The sequence below is a fragment of the Paroceanicella profunda genome (assembly GCF_005887635.2).
GTDB lineage: Bacteria > Pseudomonadota > Alphaproteobacteria > Rhodobacterales > Rhodobacteraceae > Paroceanicella > Paroceanicella profunda.
The window spans coordinates 2,377,716-2,392,121 of the sequence record NZ_CP040818.1 but is presented as its reverse complement, the minus strand read 5'-3'; the positions used below and the strand labels follow the sequence as shown (position 1 = coordinate 2,392,121).

Genomic DNA, 14,406 nt, shown 5'->3' with positions numbered 1-14,406 from the left:
GCAGGAAATCCGCCCCGCCGCAATTCCCAAACCGCCCCGCGCACCCTATCCTCTGTGGCGGAGGACCTCATGAAAGATCTCGCCGACACGCCCTTCATCCCGGTCCGGGCCGAGCTGCACCGCGAGCCGCTGAGCATCCTCGGCACCCTGCGCGCGGCGCGGGGCAACCTGCTCGCCATCATCCCGTGGAACGCCACCCGCCAGCCGATGGTCACCGGCAAGACCGGCCTGCGCTGGCACATGGTGATGAGCCCGAAGGCCCTGCGCCGGGTGCTGCGCGACCGGGTGGAGGACTACCCCAAGAGCACGGTGACCCACCGCATCCTCGGCCCCGGCATCGGCGAGAGCCTGTTTCTCGCGGAAGGCGCGCACTGGCGCTGGCAGCGGCGCACGGCGGCACCAGTGTTCTCGCACCGCAACCTCGCCGACCTCGCCCCCGTGATGCAGGAGGCGGCCCGCGCCTCCCTCGCCCGGCTGGAGCGCGCGGCGGGGCCCGGGGGCGCCACCGCCGATCTCTACGACGAGATGGTGGCCGTCACCTTCGACATCATCTGCAACGTCACACTGGCCGGCGGCGGGCAGATCGACCGCGCGCATGTGCATGACACGATCAACGGCTACATCCGCCGGGTGGGCCGGGTCTCGCTGCTCGACATCGTGGGCGCGCCCGCCTGGGCGCCGCGGCCCGGCGCGCTGATGGGCCGTCGGGTGGTGGGCAGCCTGCACGAGGTGGCCGACCGCGTGGTGCGCGAGCGCCTCGCCGCCCCCTCCGACACACCGGACCTGCTGGGCATGCTGATGGACTCGGCCGACCCCGACAGCGGCCGGCGCATGAACCCGCAGGAGCTGCGCGACAACCTGCTCGCCTTCATCGTCGCCGGGCACGAGACGACGGCCCTCGCCCTCGCCTGGGCGCTCTACCTGCTCGGCCATGACCAGGCGGCACAGGAGCGCGCCCGCGCCGAGGCCATGGCGCTGGAGGGCGACCTCCCCGGCCCGCAGGACCTCGACGCCCTGCCCTTCACCCGCGCCGTGGTGGAGGAAACCATGCGGCTCTACCCGCCGGCTGCGTTTCTCTCGCGCACCGCCCGGGCGGAGGACCGGCTCTGCGGCCGGGTCATCACCCCCGGCGACACGGTGATGCTGCCGATCTACGCCCTGCACCGCCACCACATGCTGTGGGAGGAGCCCGATGCCTTCCGCCCGGAGCGCTTCCTCGGGCCCCGGCCGGAGCGTTTCTCCTACCTGCCCTTCGGCGACGGGCCGCGGATCTGCATCGGCGCGGGTTTCGCGATGATGGAGGCGCAGATCGTGCTCGCCGCCCTTCTGCGCCGCTTCCGCTTCGAGGCCGACGGGCCGGACCCGGTGCCCCGCCTGTTCATCACCCTGCGCCCGGAAGGCGGCGTGAAGCTGCGCGTGCGCCCGATCTGACCGCCCCGGCCCTCACCGAGGCGATACGTCCCGCGGCCGTGCCCGCCGGGCACCTCCGCACCGGGTCTGCCGACCCGGTGATGCGGGCCAGGGCCCGCATCGGGACGGGTGGCGCCCCGCCCCCGCCGCCCGCTGCGGCACTTGTTCTCTCCGTCCGTCCGCTGTGGCACCAAACCCGTTCGTCCGCCGCGGCACCCGGTTCCGCTGTGTGCCATGGCATCCGCGTCCACCACCCGGCGCAGCATCCGCTTTCACGGTACGCCGTGGCACCCGCTTCCTCCGCCCGTCGCGGCGCCCGCTCCGCCGTCCACCGCGGTATCCGCTGCCTCCGTCCGCCCCGTCATCCGCCTCCCCGCGCGCCGAAACACCCGGGCAGGCCCTTTTTCCCCCGGACCGGGCAAGCGCCGGAGGGCCCCAAGGCCCGACGCCGGCGCGGAGGCGGGGGGCGCAGCCCCTCTCCGACGCGCCGGCACCCCCGGCCGGTTGCAGCGCTCACTCGTAGGTGATGCGGTAGACGAGGCCGGCGTGATCGTCGGTCACCAGCAGCGCGCCGTCGGGCATCTGCGCCACGTCCACCGGCCGGCCGAGCACGTCGCCGTTCTCCTTCAGCCATCCCTCGGCGAAGACCTCCCGGCCCTCCGGGTCACCGTCCTCCCCGAAGCGCACCCGCATCAGCCGGTAGCCGATCGGGCGCGAGCGGTTCCAGGAGCCGTGCTGGGCCACCACCGCGTCGCCCTGCCAGTCCCCGGGCAGCATCCCGCTGTCGACGAAGTCGAACCCCAGGCTCGCGGTATGCGCGCGGAACTCCACCACCGGGTCGATCACCTCCACCGGCGGGGTCTCGTTCTCGTGCCCGGTCAGCGCCACGCGGCCGCCGCGCCAGGGGAAACCGTAGTGGCCGCCGGGGGTCTCCACGGCGTTGAGCTCGTCGGGCGGGATGTCATCGCCCATCCGGTCCGCGCCATTGTCGGTGAAATACAGCACCCCGGTGCCCGGCTGCCAGGCGAAGCCCACCGAGTTGCGCACCCCGTCGGCCACCAGCCGCATGTCCGAGCCGTCCGGCGCGATGGAGATGATCTTGCCCGTCGTTTCGGTCAGCGCGCAGATGTTGCAGGGCGCGCCGAGCGAGACATAGAGCCGCCCGTCCGGCCCGAACTTGGCATAGCGCCAGCCGTGGTGATAGGCGTCATGGAAAGTGTCGTAGACGGTCTCCAGCGGCTCCAGCGGCCCGTCGCCGGAGAGCCCCTCCGGCCCGCCGGTCCAGACCGCCACCCGGTCCTGCAGCGCGAGGTAGAGCCGGCCGTCCCGCACCGCGAGCCCGTTGGGCACGTTGAGGTCGGTCGCCCGCTCCTGCACCTCCTCGGCCAGGCCGTCGCCGTCCACGTCGCGGATAGAGTGCACGGCGCCATCCCGCGAGCCGATGAAGATCGGCCCGCCCGGTTCGGTGAGCGCGATGGAGCGCGCGCCCGGCACCTCGGCGAAGACCGAGATGCGGAACCCCTCGGGCAGCGTGATCGCCTCAAGGATCTCGTCCCGGTCCTGCGCGGCCGCAGGGGCCGCCGCCAGCAGGAGCGCCGCGGTTGCAAGCTGTCGTCTCATTGCCCGTCTCCCTGTTTCCGATCCCGTGGCATGGCCCGTCCCCGGGCCTTTCCGTGGGGCCTGTCCTCGCCCTGTCCCCCACCGGCCGGCCGCGCGCGCAAGGGCCGCCCACCAAGGCTGGCGGCCGGCGGCGGCGCTGTCCAAGCACGCGCCATAGCAATCGCGTGAACAGCGCGTGATCGGACGGGAGCGGGAGCGGGGTGAGAAGAGGGGCCCGCACCGCCCCGGGTGGGGCGGCGCGGGGCGGCGGATCAGCCGTCCGCGAAGCGATTGTCGCGCGGGAAGCCGCGCGGGGCCATGCGGCCCGTGGTGGCCCGCTTGCCGAGCCATTCGCCCAGGTCGCGCTCGGTGCGGGTGCGCCCGCCGCCATCCTTCCAGGACAGGCCATCGGCGAGGGTGAGGCCGATGGCGTCCGACAGGCCGCCGTCCTTGTACTTCTGCAGCCGCACGCCCTTGCCGCGCGCCATCACCGGCATCTCGTCAAGCGGGAAGACCAGCATCTTGCGGTTCTCGCCCACCACCGCGACATGGTCGCCGGCCAGCGGCCGGACCACGTGCACCCGGGCGCCCGCGGAGAGGTTCATCACCTGCTTGCCGCCACGGGTCTGGGCGATGAGCTCGGCCTCCGGGGCCACGAACCCCTCACCGCTGGTCGAGGCCAGCAGCAGCTTGCCCTCCGGCCGGTGCAGCATCAGCTCCACCACTTCCGCGTCATTGGCCATGTCGACCATCAGCCGCAGCGGCTCGCCCATGCCGCGCCCGCCCGGCAGCTTGTCGCAACCCAGCGTGAAGAAGCGCCCGTTGGTGGCCGCCACCAGCAGCTTGTCGGTGGTCTCGGCGTGGAACAGGAAGCGCGCCTCGTCGCCATCCTTGAACTTCAGCTCGGAATCGAGCGCGATATGGCCCTTCATCGCCCGGATCCAGCCCATCTTCGAACAGACCACGGTGATCGGCTCGCGCTCGATCAGCGCCTCCGCCGGCACCAGCTCGATCTGCGGCGCATCGGCGAAGCCGGTGCGGCGGGCGCCCTTCGGGTAGGCCTCGCCATGCTCGGCCTTCAGGGCGGTGATGTCGTCCACGAAGGTGATGCCGCGGAAGCTCGCCGGCGCGCCGAAGGTCTTGCGGGTCTCGCGGAGCTGTTCGGAGATGCGCTTCCATTGCAGCTCCTCGGAGCCCAGCAGCGCCACCAGCTCCGCGCGTTCGGCCACCAGCGCGTCGCGCTCGCGGCGCAGCTCCATCTCCTCGAGCTTGCGCAGGCTGCGCAGGCGCATGTTGAGGATGGCCTCGGCCTGCACGTCGGTGAGGCTGAACTCCGCCATCATCACCTGCTTGGGCTCGTCCTCGGTGCGGATGATCTCGATCACCCGGTCGAGGTTCAGGAAGGCGACGATGTAGCCCTCCAGCACCTCCAGCCGGTGGTCGATCTTCTCCAGCCGGTGCTGCGAGCGGCGCTGCAGCACGTCGCGCCGGTGGTCGAGGAAGGCGCGCAGCACCTCGCGCAGCCCGCAGACCTGCGGCACCCGCCCGTCGATGAGCACGTTCATGTTCATGTTGAAGCGCAGCTCGAGGTCGCTCTGGCGGAACAGCATCTCCATGAGGAGCTGCGGGTCCACCGTGCGCGCGCGCGGCTCCAGCACCAGGCGGATGTCCTCGGCGCTCTCGTCGCGCACATCGGCCAGGATGGGCAGGCGCTTCTCGTTCACCAGCTCGGCGATCCGCTCCACCAGCTTGGATTTCTGCACCTGGTAGGGGATCTCGGTGACCACGATCTGCCACTGCCCGCGGCCCAGGTCCTCCTGATGCCACAGCGCCCGGGTGCGGAAGGCGCCGCGCCCGGTGCGATAGGCCTCCACGATCGCCTCGCGCCCCTCCACCATCACGCCGCCGGTGGGGAAATCGGGGCCCGGCACCAGGTCCACCAGCGTCTCCACCGTGGCATTGGGGTGCTTGATGAGGTGCAGCGCCGCGTCGCACAGCTCGCCCACATTGTGCGGCGGGATGTTGGTGGCCATGCCCACCGCGATGCCGGAGGAGCCGTTCGCCAGCAGGTTGGGGAAGGCGGCGGGCAGCACCTCCGGCTCGCTGTCGGAGCCGTCGTAGTTCGGGCGGAAGTTGACCGCGTCCTCCGCCAGCCCGTCCAGCATCGCCATGGCCGCGGCGGTGAGCCGGGCCTCGGTGTAGCGCTGGGCGGCGGGGTTGTCGCCGTCGATGTTGCCGAAGTTGCCCTGCCCCTCGACCAGCGGGTAGCGCACGTTGAAATCCTGCGCCAGCCGGGCCAGGGCGTCATAGATCGCCTGGTCGCCGTGGGGATGGTAGTTCCCCATCACCTCACCGACGATCTTGGCGCATTTGCGGAACGAGCCGCCGGGGTCCAGCTTCAGGCCGCGCATCGCGTAGAGGATGCGCCGGTGCACCGGTTTCAGCCCGTCGCGGGCATCGGGCAGCGCGCGGTTGGTGATCGTGGAGAGCGCATAGGTGAGATAGCGCTCGCCCAGCGCCCTGCGCAGGGTCTCCGCCGAGGTGCCGCCGCCGTCTTCGGGGCCGGGAATATCGAGTATGTCTGCCATGACGGTTCTGTAACCGTGCACCGGCCCTCCGTCCAGTGGGAAGCGCTTGACAGCAGGGGGCCGGGCCGCTCTCTGGGCCCCCGGAGACCCCGTTCGGACAGGCGCCCCGCCCGCCTTCCCGGGCGCGGCCCGACCCGCCCTCCGGGCGCGGCCTGTCCCGCGCGGGCCTGCCCGGCGCACCCCGTTCCGGGCGCCTGGCAGGCCCTCTCCCGCCCACCGTGCGGAGACGGGCCCGCCCGCCGCGCGGAACCGAAGCCACGTCCCCGGGGGCGCTCGCCCCGTTCATTCGCCGCCGCCCCGTTCAGGAGACCCGCCAATGCCCCGGACCGTGCTCATCACCGGCTGCTCCTCCGGCATCGGGCGCGACGCCGCGCTCACCCTGGCCGCGCGGGGCTGGCACGTCTTCGCCACCTGCCGGCGCGCGGCCGATTGCGCCGCGCTCGCGGCGGAGGGCCACGCGGGGATCGAGAGCTTCCCGCTCGACTATACCGACGAAGCCGGCATCGCCGCCGCCCTCGCCCGCACCGGGGTGCCGGACGCGCTGTTCAACAACGGCGCCTTCGCCCTGCCCGGCGCGATGGAGGACGTGCCGCGCGGCGGGTTGCGCGCCATCTTCGAGGCCAATCTCTTCGGACCCTTCGACCTGATCCACCGCCTGATGCCGGGGATGCTGGCACGCGGATCGGGGCGCATCGTGAACTGCTCCTCGGTGCTGGGCGTCACCGCGCTGCGCTTTCGCGGCGCCTATTGCGGCACCAAGCACGCGATGGAAGGCATGACCGACGCGCTGCGGCTGGAGAACCTCGGCGGCCCCGTGCATGTCTCGCTCATCGAGCCCGGGCCGATCGGCACGCTGATCCGCGAGAAGTCCCGCCCGCATTTCGAGCGCTGGATCGACTGGCAGCACGCGCCAAAGCGCGCCACCTACGAGGCCGAGGTGCTGCCCCGCCTCCACGCGCCCCCGGGCCGCCCGGACCGGTTTGAGCTCACCCCCGCCGCCGTCACCCGCGCGCTCATCCACGCGCTGGAGAGCCCGCGCCCGAAGCCGCGCTACCGCGTCACCCTGCCCACGCTGGGCGCCGAGGCCCTGCGCCGGCTGCTCACCACCCGCGCCCGGGACCGCATCCTGCGCAACCAGTGAGCGCCGGGCCAGCGGCCCCGGCGTGCCCGGCCGAGAGGCGCCTCTCCCGGAGCAAGCGGGGCGACGCGGCGCGGCCCGAGCCGGTGCGAGGCGGTTCCACCCGAAGCGAGGCACGCGCCCGGCGCGAGGCAGGACACCCGAAGCGAGGCACGCGCCCGGCGCGAGGCGGACCACCCGGCGTGAGGCAGGCACGCCCGTCGCAAGGCCGCCCACCCGGCGCGGGGCGGCGCGCCCGGAGCAATCGGTGCAGCGGCGCCCCGATCATACCCCCGACCGCTGGGGCCCCGCGGCAGGGATTGCCGTGCTCACCCCGCCGCCCCGGCCCGGGCGGCACCGGCGCCTGCCCTGCGTCACGGCGCCCGCCGGGGAGGGGATTCGTTGCGTTTCGGCCCGGTGGCGCTAGACTCCGGGGCATGACAGACTCACCCCTCTTCTACCTGGCCGGCCTCGCCTGCCTCGCGGTGCTCGCGGTGCTGCTCTTCGGCATCGGCACCTTCGCGAAAGGCGGCGCGTTCAACCGCCGCAACGCGAACAAGATCATGCAGTGGCGCCTCGGACTGCAGTTCCTGGCCATCATCCTGATCATCGTCTTCGTGGCCTTCGGGAGCTGAACATGGTCGTGCTGAACCGGATCTACACCCGCACCGGAGACGGGGGCGACACCGCACTGGGCAACGGAACCCGCGTGGCCAAGAACGCCGCGCGCGTGGAGGCCTACGGCACCGTGGACGAGACGAACGCCACCCTCGGCCTCGCCCGGCTGCATGCGGAGGGCGAGGCGGACGCCGCCCTCGCCCGCATCCAGAACGATCTCTTCGACCTCGGCGCCGACCTGTGCCGCCCGGACATGGCAGCCGACGCCCGGGCCGAATACCCGCCGCTGCGGGTGACCCCGGCGCAGGTGACCCGGCTGGAAACCGAGATCGACGCGATGAACGCGCACCTCGCGCCCCTGCGCAGCTTCGTGCTGCCCGGCGGCTCGGCGCTGGCCGCGCATTTGCACCTCTGCCGCACCGTCTCGCGCCGGGCCGAGCGGCTCTGCGTCGCGCTCGCGGCGGAGGAGGAGGTGAACCCCGCGGCGGTGAAATACCTCAACCGCCTGTCGGACTGGTTCTTCGTCGCCTCCCGCGTGGCGAACGGCAATGGCGCGGACGACGTGCTCTGGGTGCCCGGCGCCAACCGCTGAGCGGGCGGGCGGGCCAGCCCGCGCCCCCGGCCGTGCCGGGGACGGACCGCAAAGCGGCGCAGAAGATGTCGACAATCGGCTTTTCTTCGCCTACCCATCGGTCCCGGCAGATCCGCCCGGTCACGGCACTTGACCTCGGCCGGGGGTCTTTTAAGGAAGTCGGGGCCGGAAGCCGGCGCACCGCCCTCTCCCACAGGGGGGGAGCAGGTGCCCGTCAGCCACCCTCCGGCAGAATTTCGTCGTGCCGCGGCCGCCGCGGCGCGCGCAACAGTGGAGAAATGCGGATGAAGGTCCTCGTGCCGGTCAAACGCGTGATCGACTACAACGTGAAGGTCCGCGTGAAGGCGGATGGCAGCGGTGTCGATCTCGCCAACGTGAAGATGTCGATGAACCCGTTCGACGAAATCGCCGTCGAAGAGGCGATCCGTCTGAAGGAGGCCGGCAAGGCGGATGAGGTGATCGCCGTCTCCATCGGCGTGAAGCAGTCGCAGGAAACCCTGCGCACCGCCCTCGCGATGGGCGCGGACCGCGCGATCCTGATCGTGGCCTCCGAGGACGCCGCGAACGACATCGAGCCGCTGGCCGTCGCCAAGCTGCTCGCCAAGGTCGTCGAGGCCGAGGGCCCCGGGCTGGTGATCTGCGGCAAGCAGGCCATCGACAACGACATGAACGCCACCGGCCAGATGCTCTCCGCCCTGCTGGGCTGGAGCCAGGCCACCTATGCCTCGAAGATCGACATAGAGGGCGAGAGCGCCGCGGTGACCCGCGAGGTCGACGGCGGCCTGCAGACCGTGAAGGTGAAGCTGCCGGCGATCGTGACCGCCGACCTGCGCCTGAACGAGCCGCGCTACGCCTCGCTGCCCAACATCATGAAGGCGAAGAAGAAGCCGCTGGAGGAGAAGACGCCGGAGGAGTACGGCGTCGACGTGACCCCGCGCCTCTCCGTCGTCTCGGTGAAGGAGCCCGCGGGCCGCTCCGCCGGCGTGAAGGTGGCCTCGGTCGAGGAGCTGGTGGCGAAACTCAAAGACACGGGGGTGATCTGACATGGCCGTCCTGCTGATTGCGGAAGTCTCCGGGGGCGCGCTGGTGCTCGATCCGACGGCGAAGGCGCTCACCGCGGCGAAGGCGCTCGGCGAGGTCACCGTGCTCTGCGCCGGGGCCGGCTGTGCCGATGCCGCCGCCGAAGCCGCGACCCTGACCGGCGTCACGAAGGTGCTCTGCGCCGATGACGCGCTCTATGGCCACGGGCTGGCCGAGCCGCTGGCGGATCTCGTCGTCTCGCTGGCCGGCGGGTTCAGCCATGTCGTGCTGCCCTCCACCGTGGCGGGCAAGAACGTGGCGCCGCGCATTGCCGCCCTGCTCGACGTGATGGTGATCACCGATGTCACCGCCGTCGTGGACGCCGACACGTTCGAGCGCCCGATCTACGCCGGCAACGCCATCCAGACGGTCAAGAGCGCCGACGCGACCAAGGTGATGACCATCCGCACCGCGACCTTCGAGGCCGCGGCTGCCGGCGGCTCCGCCCCTGTCGAGGCCGCCGCGGCGGCCGCCGATCCCGGCCTGTCGGAATGGGTGGAGGACAAGGTGCAGGCCTCCGACCGGCCCGAGCTCACCTCGGCGAAGATCGTGATCTCCGGCGGGCGCGGCATGGGCTCGGCGGAGAATTTCGCCATCATCGAGAAGGTGGCCGACAAGCTGGGCGCCGCCGTCGGCGCCTCGCGCGCCGCGGTCGACTCCGGCTACGCCCCGAACGACTGGCAGGTGGGCCAGACCGGCAAGGTCGTCGCCCCCGAGCTCTACATCGCCGTGGGCATCTCCGGCGCGATCCAGCATCTCGCCGGCATGAAGGACTCCAAGGTGATCGTCGCGATCAACAAGGACGAGGAAGCCCCGATCTTCCAGATCGCCGACTACGGGCTGGTGGCCGACCTGTTCACCGCCATCCCGGAGCTGGAAAAGGCCCTCGGCTGAGCCCTCCCGACGGAGGCCCCCGGGCCTCCGCCGGAGACAACGGCGCGCGTGCCGCGCAATGCCTTGCCTCGGGGCCCGTGTCATGGACACGGGCCCCTCAGGTTTTCGGGCCCGCAAAAACGCAGGCGCCCATGCCCGTCCCGGCCCATCGCGGTTCGGGTCCACCGTACGCCCTGCCGGACGCAAGTCCGGCCCGCCGCAATCCCGGCCCGCCGACGGCCCTGCCCGGCGCAGCCCCGGCCCGCCGCTGGTCCGGCCTGACGATTGCCCCGGCCCATCGCAGTCCAGGCCCGCCGCAAGTCCGGCCCACCAACTGCCCTGTCCGTGACCGCTCCAGCCCGCGAAGTGCCCGGGCGCTTCGCACGACAAGTCCCGGATCCGGGCGCATCGTACGTCCGGGCGTCTCACGTGTTCGGCCCAACCACGCATGTCCGGGCCCGCTTCCCGCCCCAGCCCGGCCGCCGGCCACGGCACCGCCCTGAGGCGCCCGGAGCATGCCGGCGGGTGAGCGCGACCGGGCGCCTGACCACGCCCCACAGGCGCACCTGCCCCGCCGCACGGGGCATCCTGCCCCCCTGGGGCCCCGCAAGATGGCACCCGACATCCGGTGATCCTCCGTCCCGCCCACGGCGGGACAAGGGCCGACGAACTCCCCTGCCGCCCCGGGAGGGGATGAGGAGGCCCTCGCCCGGTCGGTCCCGGAGCGCTGCGGGTTGCCCTTGCCCCCGGCGCACGCATCGGCCGCCGTGCCCCGGGGAGGCGACGAAGAGCCCCTCGCCCGGCCGGGAGCCCGCGCCCTGCAGGGCCCGCTGCTGCACGCGGGCCTGAAGCGCGCGGCCTGTGGGCCCGTGCGCGTGGCCCCCGCCAGAATGGGGCGCCCGGGTGCGCCCGGCCCTAGCCCTGTTTCTGCGGCTTGCGGCGCACTTCGATGTGGCGTCCGGACTTGCGGTCCTCGAAGGCGCCGGTCTTGCCCACCAGGGTAGAGAGCTTGGCGTGGCCATAGGTGCGCGGGTCGAAATCCGGGTAGAGCTTGTTGAGCTGGTTGCCGAGGGCGGAGAGGTCGTACCAGCCGTCCTCGTCCTCCATCTGGCTCATCGCCTTGTGGAACAGCGGCACCGCCTTGCTCGGGGTCACCCGGATCGGCTGCGGCACCTCGTCGACGGCGGCGGTCTTGCGGCGACGCGATGGCGCCGGCTTCGTGGCGGCCGGGGCAGAGGCTGTGGTGGCGGTGGCCGGCGCGGGGGCAGCGCTCTCCTCCTCCACCGGCTCCACCAGGTTCTCGATGTAGATGAACCGGGTGCAGGCCTTCACGAAGGCCTCCGGCGTGCGCTGCGCGCCGAAACCGTAGACCGTCATGCCCTGCTCGCGGATCCGGCTGGCGAGCCGGGTGAAATCGCTGTCCGAGGAGACGAGGCAGAACCCGTCCACCCGCCCGTCATGCATCAGGTCCATTGCCTCGATCACCAGGGTGATGTCGGAGGCGTTCTTGCCCTTGGTATAGGCGAATTGCTGGGTGGGGTTGATCGCATGGCCCATCAGCGGGGCTTGCCACTTCTTCAGGTGCGGGCCGGCGAAGTCGCCGTAGATGCGGCGCACGCTGGCTTCGCCGAGCCGGGCGATCTCGTCGAACAGCCCGTCCACGATCGCCGCCGGCGTGTTGTCGGCGTCGATCAGGACCGCGAGTCGGGGATTGTCGGCTGCCATGTCTCTCTCCGGTAAGGGGCGGGCATCATGCGTCCGGCGCGGCCGCGACGCAAGGCGGTGCCCGGCAGCCGCCCGCCGTGTTGCAGTGCACCTTGAGGTAACGCAGGCGCGACAAACCGGTTGCACCCGCCGAGAGCGGCAGCATATGGTTCCGCGCGAATATCAAGGGTCAGGAGAGCGACGATGGACATCGGCAAGGTAGGCGTGATCGGTGCGGGGCAGATGGGGAACGGCATCGCGCATGTCTTCGCCCTCTCCGGCTACGACGTGCTCCTCAACGATATCTCGGACAAGGCGCTGGACACCGCCATCGAGCGCATCGACGCCAACATCGAGCGCCAGGTGGCGCGCGGCAAGGTGACGGAAGCCGACCATGCCGCCGCGATGAAGCGCATCTCCAAGACCATGGACCTGGCCGAGCTGGGCCGCTCCGACCTGATCATCGAGGCCGCGACCGAGAACGAAGCGCTGAAATGCGACATCTTCCGCGGGCTGGTGCCGCATCTCTCCGAGCACACCATCCTGGCCTCCAACACCTCCTCGATCTCCATCACCCGGCTGGCCGCGGTTACCGACCGGCCGGAGCGGTTCATGGGGGTGCATTTCATGAACCCCGTGCCGCTGATGCAGCTCGTCGAGCTGATCCGCGGCATCGCGACGGACGAGCCCACCTACACCTCGCTCATCAACGTGGTGGAGAAGCTGGGCAAGACCTCCGCCTCCGCCGAGGATTTCCCCGCCTTCATCGTGAACCGCATCCTGATCCCGATGATCAACGAGGCGATCTACACGCTCTACGAGGGCGTGGGCACGGTGCGCAGCATCGACACCTCGCTGAAGCTGGGCGCCAACCACCCGATGGGGCCGCTGGAGCTGGCCGATTTCATCGGACTGGACACCTGCCTCGCCATCATGAACGTGCTGCACGAGGGGCTGGCGGACACCAAGTACCGTCCCTGCCCGCTGCTGGTGAAATATGTCGAGGCCGGCTGGCTGGGCCGCAAGACCAAGCGCGGCTTCTACGATTACCGCGGGGAAACCCCGGTTCCGACCCGTTGATCACCAGGATTTTACAGAAACAGTAAGTTGAACGTGGATCGGATTGTCCCGGCTCCCGAAATGCGGCATCTGTGGTCGGGTAGCCACTGGAGACATGCATGCATCCGCGTTGCACCCGCCTTGCCCGGGCCGCCCTGGGTCTGATCCTTGCCGCCTGCGGTCCGGCCCTGGCCGCCGCCGCGCCCTACCGGATCGACCCGGACCATTCGGCCATCACCTTCGAGGCAAGCCATCTCGGCTTCTCGGCCTTCCACGGCCGGTTCCGCTCCTTCGCCGCGCAGATCGACTTCGACCCGCAGGACATCGAGGCCACCCGGGTGCGCGTGGTGGTCGACGCCGCCAGCCTCTACACCGGCTCGGAGGAGCGTGACCGCAACACGATGGACTTCCCGGAGATGCTGGACGTCACCGCCTTCCCGTCGATCACCTTCGTCTCCACCAGCGTCGTGCTGACCAGCGCGGAGACCGCGGAGATGACCGGCGACCTCACCCTGCGCGACGTGACCCGGCCGATCACCCTGCGGGTGCGGCTGAACGCGCATGGCATCACCCCGATCTCGGGCGGCAAGGAGGTCTACGGCTTCTCCGCCACCGGCGACGTGGACCGCACCGCCTTCGGCTTCGACTTCGCCGCACCCGCGGTTTCGGCGGTGATCCCCGTGCGCATCGATCTCGAAATCTCACCCGTCGACTGAAGGACACCCGCCATGAGCCTGATGAACACACGCACCGGATGGGGATGGCCCGCGCGGCTCCTGCACTGGTGCATCGCCGCCCTGATCGTGTTCATGTCCGGGCTCGGGCTCTACATGACCAACGCCTTCCCCTCGGGCAGCATGGATTCCTACCCCTGGTACCAGTTGCACAAGAGCTGGGGCTTCGTGGTGTTCGTCCTGCTGCTGGTGCGCATCCTGTGGCGCTGGCTGAACCGGGTCACGCCGGAGCTGCCCGCCGGCATGCCGCTGTGGGAGCGCCTCGCGGCACATGGCGCGCACTGGGCGCTCTACGCGCTGATGGCGGCGATCCCGCTCTCCGGCTGGCTGATGGTGTCCGCCTCGCCGCTGCAAGACATGGGCGTGCCGAACAAGGTGTTCGGCCTGTTCAGTTTCCCCGATCCGTTCCAGCCCGGCGACCGGGCCATCGAGGGCTTTCTGAAGGAGGTGCACGAGACCACGTGGTACCTGCTGCTGGTGGTGCTCGCCCTCCACGTGCTCGGCGCACTGAAGCACCATTTCATCTCCCGCGACACGGTGCTGCGCCGGATGCTCCGCGGCCAGTGAGCCGGACGCCCTGAAAGGCGCCCTCTTTCCGAAGGGCGCCTTCCCGCGGCTCTCTGACCACGGGTCCCTGCCTGCAACCGCCTGCCCGCGACGCCGCCCCGCCTCCAGCCCAACCGCTCCACATCCGTGCGCGCCCTCACCGCGGCGCAGCCACATTTCCGGCCTCCCGCCTCACAGCACCGCCCGTCCTCTCCGTGGCGCCGCCCCGCTTCCCGCCTCCCGGTCCATATCCGCGCCCGCCCTCACCGCGGCGCACCTTGCTTCCTGCCTCCCGCCTCACATCCGCGCCCCTCCTCCCCGCGGCCTTGCTCTGTTTTCCGCCTCACATCCGGGCCCATTCTCTCCGCGACTGCGCCGCTCGCCCATGCCGGCCCGGTCTGCTGGCGGCTCCGCGCCTCCGGCAACCGGGACGCACCGGCGCCGGGTTGCGAACGATGCGCTCACCAGCCCCGGCCAGCGCGTGGC

12 protein-coding genes are annotated in these 14,406 nt (G+C 71.3%); 9 read left to right on the top strand and 3 right to left on the bottom strand.

What is annotated here, in order from left to right; translation table 11 throughout:
• The first annotated feature begins 69 nt into the window (after positions 1-69).
• Positions 70-1,431, top strand: coding sequence for a cytochrome P450 (locus FDP22_RS10700; protein ID WP_138572801.1), 1,362 nt, complete (start codon positions 70-72; stop codon positions 1,429-1,431).
• Between the two features lie 492 nt (positions 1,432-1,923).
• On the opposite strand, the gene FDP22_RS10695 is transcribed toward FDP22_RS10700, so the two are convergent.
• A complete protein-coding gene (locus tag FDP22_RS10695) occupies positions 1,924-3,030 on the bottom strand; it encodes a PQQ-dependent sugar dehydrogenase (protein ID WP_170317658.1) in 1,107 nt (368 codons plus the stop codon).
• Positions 3,031-3,281: 251 nt separating this feature from the next.
• A complete protein-coding gene (gene parC / locus FDP22_RS10690; protein WP_138572797.1) occupies positions 3,282-5,597 on the bottom strand; it encodes a DNA topoisomerase IV subunit A in 2,316 nt (771 codons plus the stop codon).
• 316 nt (positions 5,598-5,913) lie between these two features.
• On the opposite strand from parC, the gene FDP22_RS10685 reads away from it, so the two are divergent.
• From FDP22_RS10685 to FDP22_RS10665, 5 genes are all read left to right on the top strand, one after another.
• Positions 5,914-6,738 carry an SDR family NAD(P)-dependent oxidoreductase gene (locus tag FDP22_RS10685; protein ID WP_138572795.1) on the top strand — a complete coding sequence of 275 codons (825 nt, stop codon included), beginning with the start codon at positions 5,914-5,916 and terminating at the stop codon, positions 6,736-6,738.
• Between the two features lie 413 nt (positions 6,739-7,151).
• Positions 7,152-7,349, top strand: a complete 198-nt coding sequence (locus tag FDP22_RS10680; protein WP_138572793.1) for a twin transmembrane helix small protein — start codon at positions 7,152-7,154, stop codon at positions 7,347-7,349.
• A gap of 2 nt (positions 7,350-7,351) precedes the next feature.
• Positions 7,352-7,924 (top strand): cob(I)yrinic acid a,c-diamide adenosyltransferase, encoded by a 573-nt coding sequence (locus FDP22_RS10675; RefSeq protein WP_138572791.1) that lies wholly within the window; start codon positions 7,352-7,354, stop codon positions 7,922-7,924.
• Positions 7,925-8,208: 284 nt separating this feature from the next.
• Positions 8,209-8,967, top strand: coding sequence for an electron transfer flavoprotein subunit beta/FixA family protein (locus FDP22_RS10670; RefSeq protein WP_138572789.1), 759 nt, complete (start codon positions 8,209-8,211; stop codon positions 8,965-8,967).
• A 1-nt stretch (position 8,968) separates the two neighbouring features.
• Complete coding sequence (locus FDP22_RS10665; RefSeq protein ID WP_138572787.1) at positions 8,969-9,898, top strand: electron transfer flavoprotein subunit alpha/FixB family protein; 930 nt, start codon at positions 8,969-8,971, stop codon at positions 9,896-9,898.
• A gap of 894 nt (positions 9,899-10,792) precedes the next feature.
• Here the strand turns inward: FDP22_RS10665 and FDP22_RS10660 are convergent.
• Positions 10,793-11,602 (bottom strand): NYN domain-containing protein, encoded by an 810-nt coding sequence (locus FDP22_RS10660; protein WP_138572785.1) that lies wholly within the window; start codon positions 11,600-11,602, stop codon positions 10,793-10,795.
• A 183-nt stretch (positions 11,603-11,785) separates the two neighbouring features.
• Between FDP22_RS10660 and FDP22_RS10655 the strand changes: the two genes are divergently transcribed.
• The 3 genes from FDP22_RS10655 to FDP22_RS10645 all read left to right on the top strand — a co-directional run bounded on the left by FDP22_RS10655 (position 11,786) and on the right by FDP22_RS10645 (position 13,941).
• Positions 11,786-12,661, top strand: coding sequence for a 3-hydroxybutyryl-CoA dehydrogenase (locus tag FDP22_RS10655; RefSeq protein ID WP_138572783.1), 876 nt, complete (start codon positions 11,786-11,788; stop codon positions 12,659-12,661).
• Positions 12,662-12,759: 98 nt separating this feature from the next.
• Complete coding sequence (locus tag FDP22_RS10650) at positions 12,760-13,356, top strand: YceI family protein (protein WP_138572781.1); 597 nt, start codon at positions 12,760-12,762, stop codon at positions 13,354-13,356.
• A 12-nt stretch (positions 13,357-13,368) separates the two neighbouring features.
• Positions 13,369-13,941 (top strand): cytochrome b, encoded by a 573-nt coding sequence (locus tag FDP22_RS10645; protein WP_138572779.1) that lies wholly within the window; start codon positions 13,369-13,371, stop codon positions 13,939-13,941.
• The last annotated feature ends 465 nt before the right edge of the window (positions 13,942-14,406 follow it).